The 5679-nt window shown below is 45.1% G+C and carries 5 protein-coding genes; all 5 read left to right on the top strand.

Annotated elements, in window-relative coordinates; all coding sequences use genetic code 11:
- Nucleotides 1-2085: copper-translocating P-type ATPase (locus tag ACTXGO_RS08780; protein WP_443574086.1), on the top strand; the 2085-nt coding region annotated here is incomplete at its 5' end.
- Between the two features lie 207 nt (nucleotides 2086-2292).
- Complete coding sequence (gene eno / locus ACTXGO_RS08775) at nucleotides 2293-3609, top strand: phosphopyruvate hydratase (RefSeq protein ID WP_443542033.1); 1317 nt, start codon at nucleotides 2293-2295, stop codon at nucleotides 3607-3609.
- A gap of 91 nt (nucleotides 3610-3700) precedes the next feature.
- On the top strand, nucleotides 3701-4006 hold the full coding sequence (locus tag ACTXGO_RS08770; RefSeq protein ID WP_443574084.1) for an FtsB family cell division protein: 306 nt from the start codon (nucleotides 3701-3703) through the stop codon (nucleotides 4004-4006).
- 66 nt (nucleotides 4007-4072) lie between these two features.
- Nucleotides 4073-4783 (top strand): 2-C-methyl-D-erythritol 4-phosphate cytidylyltransferase, encoded by a 711-nt coding sequence (ispD, locus tag ACTXGO_RS08765; RefSeq protein WP_443574082.1) that lies wholly within the window; start codon nucleotides 4073-4075, stop codon nucleotides 4781-4783.
- Between the two features lie 274 nt (nucleotides 4784-5057).
- On the top strand, nucleotides 5058-5669 hold the full coding sequence (locus ACTXGO_RS08760) for a BLUF domain-containing protein (protein WP_435951059.1): 612 nt from the start codon (nucleotides 5058-5060) through the stop codon (nucleotides 5667-5669).
- Nucleotides 5670-5679: the final 10 nt, after the last annotated feature.

Raw genomic sequence — 5679 nt, 5'->3', positions numbered from 1 at the left:
AAGACAGGCTTTGTCGCCAACCTGCAAGCTGGTGACTCGCTGTTTGCGCAAAACGATGAGGATACGGCAACCAAAAGGCCATGGCGACTGATTGCGCTTTGGATATGTCTGGTGCCATTTTTGGTGGGTATGGCAGGCATGCTAGTAGGAGAGGGTATGGCGTGGATGCCGCCAGTATGGATACAGTTTATCCTGGCGACGATCGTCCAGTTCGGTTTGGCATTGCCTTTTTATAGTAGTGCTTGGGCGTCACTCAAAGGTGGCCTCGCTAACATGGATGTACTTGTGGTCATCGGTACCGTGACTATTTGGGCGTATTCTACTTATCTGTGGCTGACGCATGGTGATGGCAGTCTGGCGAGTTTGTTAAATATCGAAGGTCATGGCCCTGGGGTATATTTTGAAGCCGGAGTGATGGTCATCGCCTTTGTACGCACAGGTAAATATCTAGAAGAGCGTACCAAAAAGAGAAGTCTGAATAGTATTGATTTACTGCTATCGCTCACCCCAGATGAAGTTGAATTAGAGCAGCCCAATGGCGATTTTCACAATGTTGCTCTAAAAGACGTGCAAATTGGTGATATCTTGCGGGCTAAGCAAGGTAGCCGCGTGGCAACCGATGGCACTGTTGTTGACGGTAGTGGCTGGTGCGTTGAAGGTCATTTGACAGGAGAGTCGGTACCGCTCAAAAAAGACGTTAACGATACGCTACTGGCAGGCGCGCTCGTTGAGAATGGTAGCTTGCTGTACCGCGTCAGCGCGAAGGGTAGTGATACTAAGCTTGGCGATATGGTACAAGCGCTCAGCGACGCTCAGGGCTCAAAGGCCAAGCTGGCGCGCCTTGCCGATAGAGTCACCGCTATTTTTGTGCCCGTCGTTGTGGCCATTGCCGTTGCGACTTTTGCACTGACATGGTGGTTTACCGGTAGAGTCGATACCGCACTAATGCATGCTGTATCTGTCTTAGTCATCGCCTGTCCTTGTGCGTTAGGCCTTGCCACGCCTGCTGCGATTATGGCAGGGATGGGGGTCGCGGCGCGTCATGGCGTCTGGTTCAAAGACGCGCAAAGTTTAGAGGCAGCGGGCGATATAGATACAGTTGTGCTGGACAAGACAGGTACGCTAACGATAGGTAAACCTGTGATTGTCGATCAAGTTATGGTCGATAAGTCGTTAGCTGTCGATGATGTGTTACAGATTGCCGCAAGTGTGGAGGCTCATGCCAGTCATCCGCTAGCGACTGCACTTATCAATGCAGCTATAGAGCGCAATCTGCCATTACTAGACGTCACTGACATAAGCGTCATCAAAGGCGCAGGTATTCAGGCCACTATCGCAGGCTTAGGACTCATAAAGGTGGGCACAGCTGAGTTTTCTGAACTAAATTTACCTAAGCATATGCCCAAGGTTTGGAGTATTGCCAGTACGGTCGCCGTCAGTATCGATGATGAACCGCTTGGCGCTTTTGCACTAGCAGATGATCTAAAAGACGATACGCCGCAAGCGATTGCCGCCTTGCAAGCCGCTGACATTAATGTGGTGCTTATGAGTGGTGATAAGCAGTCTGTGGTCGATCATGTGGCAGGGCAACTGGGTATCACCAAAGCTTATGGCACGATGAGTCCGCGCGACAAGGCCAGTCAGATTGCCAAACTTCAAGCAGCAGGTCACAAAGTGGCAATGGCAGGTGACGGCGTCAATGATGCACCCGCTATGGCGACCGCTGATGCCAGTTTTGCGATGTTTGAGGGGACTGATGTGGCACAGCACAGTGCGTCTGCGCGCTTGATGGGCGAGTCGCTCATGCATATTGATGCGGCGCAAAAGATCGCTCAGGCCACGGTACGCAATATCAAACAAAACTTATTTTTTGCGTTTATTTATAATTGCTTGGGTATTCCTCTGGCAGCTTTTGGATTTTTGAACCCGATGATAGCGGCAGCAGCGATGGCGCTTAGCTCCATATCCGTCTTGATGAATGCCCTACGCTTAACGCGCTTTAAGACTGAGGTTGAGCTGACGAATACCGTGTCAGGTTCTAATGCTAAGGTGAATACTAGCAAACCAAAAGTGATAGATGCTTAACATTTGCAATCATAAAATCTTATTTGTTTATCATGTAGTTTCGCGCTCTAACTGACGCAATGAATCGCTTATTGTTGTCTCGAAGATGGGCGATGTTTGACAAAATTTATGCTATGATGCCAAGCATTATCACCAAATTCATTTTTGTTTATAGCTTGCCCTTTTTATCCCACAAACTTGGCATGACCAAAGGAACGATTAGACATTATGTACGCTGAAGAAACCACTAACGATATCGCTATCAAAGACATCCGCGCTCGTGAAATTTTAGACTCACGAGGTAACCCAACGATTGAAGCTGATGTGATCTTAGCTGATGGGACTATTGGTCGCGCTGCTGCACCAAGTGGCGCGTCAACAGGCTCACGTGAAGCGCTTGAGCTACGTGATGGCGATAAGGATCGTTATATGGGTCGCGGCGTCAAAAAAGCAGTGGCTAACGTCAACAGTCAAATTCGTAGTGCTTTGATGGACAAAGACGTCACCGAGCAGCAAGCGATTGATGATGCAATGATTGCTCTTGATGGTACCGAAAACAAGGACAACTTGGGCGCTAATGCTATGCTCGCAGTGTCTCTTGCTGTTGCCAAAGCTGCTGCAAAGGCGCAAAGCTTACCGCTACATCAGTACATTGCTAATCTGCGCAATCAGACGTCGCTGACGATGCCGGTACCTATGATGAATATCATCAATGGTGGCGAGCATGCGGATAATACGGTTGATATCCAAGAGTTTATGATTGAGCCTGTGGGCTTTACTAGTTTTTCAGAAGCATTGCGTGCCGGTACAGAGATTTTTCATAGCTTAAAGTCGGTGCTTAGATCACAAGGCTTAAATACTGCTGTTGGTGATGAAGGCGGCTTTGCTCCTGATCTGCGTAGCAATGAAGAAGCCATTACTGTCATTATGCAAGCGATTGAGCAAGTAGGTTATAGCGCAGGCAAAGACATTTACCTAGCGCTCGACTGCGCCGCTACTGAGTTTTATAAAGACGGTAAATATGTCTTGGCAGGCGAGGGCAACAAGTCCTTTGATAACCAAGGGTTTTCCGATTACCTCGTTGGTCTTACTCGCCAGTACCCTATCATTTCTATCGAGGATGGTTTAGATGAGTCCGATTGGGAGGGCTGGAAGTATCTAACCGAGCAAATCGGGGATAAAGTACAACTGGTCGGCGATGATTTATTTGTGACCAATCCTGCTATTTTGCAAGAAGGCATCGATAAGCATATTGCTAATGCTATTTTGATTAAGTTTAACCAAATTGGCACCTTATCAGAGACGCTTGATGCTATTTATTTAGCGAAGAAAAACGGCTACGCCACGATTATCTCGCACCGCTCAGGTGAGACTGAAGATAGCACGATTGCTGATCTTGCCGTAGGTACTGCAGCAGGTCAAATTAAGACAGGCTCCTTGTGCCGTTCAGATCGCGTTGCTAAATACAACCAGCTTTTGCGTATAGAGCAGCAAATTCGTGCCAGCTATCGCGGCGCTGATGAGTTCATCGGTTTACGCGGTTAAAACCATTCAAACAAAGCAGTGTGTGATTTTGTACCCAATGACATACTGCTTTTTATTTGTACTTAGTATCTTTATATTTTGCGCGCCTACTATGAAATACTTTAGCCAGTTTATACTATTAGCTTTTGCAGTTGCTGTGTTGATGGGCCTGCAATATCAATATTGGCTGGGTGAAAACGGTCGATTTGAGCATAGTAAGCTCAGTGCCCAGATTAATAATCAGCAGCAGCTCAATGACAACCAAGTTGCAGCCAATAACTTACTACGCACTGACGTAAGCGATTTAAAAAATGGACTTGAGGCCGTAGAGGAACACGCGCGGCTAGATTTGGGGTTGATCAAACCCAATGAAACCTTTGTTCAAATATCTACTGCACCAACAACGCATAGTCAATAACATAGCATATGGCGATGCTATAACTTATCATTAGTACGAGCCCTTTTTTTATCACGAACCTCTCACATGAATAAAACCCCTAAATTGCATGCAATGATTGTCGCTGCTGGTCGCGGCAGCCGCTTTGGTGCGTCTGTGCCTAAGCAATATACTATTCTCGGCAATCAGACTCTATTGCAGCATAGCGTTGGGAGATTAGCTCAAAGCGAGCAGATTACCGAGTGTTTGCTCGTTGTGGCAGCAGATGATAATACAGCGCAAAATCTAAAATTTGCAATGCCTGTTTTCTACGCCACTGGTGGTACTGAGCGTTGGCAATCCGTCAGCGCAGGGATAGAGGCCATCATGAGTAAAGGCGCAAGTGATGATGATTTGATTCTTATTCACGACGCAGCACGTCCTACTGTGCCTTTAGCAGATATAGATGAGGTTATTGCGGCGGCCAAGCTTGAGCCTTATGGCGCTATTTTAGCAGCACCAGTAGCGGATACTCTAAAGCAAGCGCAGCAGGACGATACCTCACGGTGCTACGTCTCTCATACTGTTGATCGAGAGGGCATGTGGCAAGCACAAACCCCGCAAGTCTTTCGTGCAGGAGCGCTCACAAAAGTACTTGAGCATGTGGCGCTGCAACATTTGAGTATCACTGATGAAGCCAGTGCTTTTGAGTATCTAAACTTACCAATAAGACTTGTTACTGGTAGTCAGCAAAACATCAAACTGACCTACGCCGATGATGAGCTACTCATTTTATCTTTAATACAGTCACAAAAATAATTTGATGAGCTACCGCAAAATGTAGGGTGGAGAGCGTAAATAAAAACAACTCTCATCTATATATTCAATATTTGATATATAATTGTCAATAACTAATAATTATAATTCTGACTAGTCAGAGAAATTATGTTTTGCTATTGGTACGTAATTAGCCTATGATGTAACCATCTTAATACAATAAATATAAAACAAATTAAATCAATAATATAAGACTAGTTTTAGTAGTTATTGATTTACAAACCGTATAATAATAAGGAGAGGCTGATTGTCACCTGTGCATGCTATGACAAATTCAGATACCAAAGATCTTTATCAACTGGTTTACATCAGCCGCATTACTACTGCTGGACTTGTAGGTTCTAGCACACTCAATGATATTGCAAAATTAGCGACACAGAACAATTATAACAACGATATTACGGGTATCCTTTGTTACGGCAATGGCTACTTTTTTCAGTGTGTCGAAGGTCGCGAGCAAGACCTGACAAACCTAAAAAACCGCTTACTATTAGATGATCGTCACAAAGATTTAAAGATACTAGACTTCTCAGAACTTGATGAGCGTCATTTTTCTGGATGGTCGTTACGCTCTATTGTACTTGAGCGCTGTATGGTCAAGGATATGAGAATCAAGGCATTGATGCCTTTTAAACCTTATAATTGGAATTGCGATGAATACTTACAGTTCTTAGAGGTATTGCATCATTTATATGATGATATTGATCAAAAAGGTGAGTCTGATACTCAGCCTATTAAATATAGTGCGCTTGGCGTGACACTTAGCAAAGTTGTCGGTGAACACCAAGCTTTCTTTTTAATTCAATCTGTACTAGCCTTATTAATCATTATGACTATACCTTGGCTACTTATGGCGGATAAAATCTAAAACCTAAAGT

The sequence above is a fragment of the Psychrobacter sp. T6-1 genome (genome assembly GCF_052258445.1).
Note: the sequence above shows the minus strand (reverse complement) of the source record. Positions and strands in the feature narration are given on the sequence as shown.

Bases quoted from the DNA above. Each gene is read 5' to 3' on its own strand.
- ACTXGO_RS08770 (WP_443574084.1), top strand. From the start codon at position 3,701: ATGAAATACTTTAGCCAGTTTATACTATTAGCTTTTGCAGTTGCTGTG.
- eno (WP_443542033.1), top strand. From the start codon at position 2,293: ATGTACGCTGAAGAAACCACTAACGATATCGCTATCAAAGACATCCGC.
- ispD (WP_443574082.1), top strand. From the start codon at position 4,073: ATGAATAAAACCCCTAAATTGCATGCAATGATTGTCGCTGCTGGTCGC.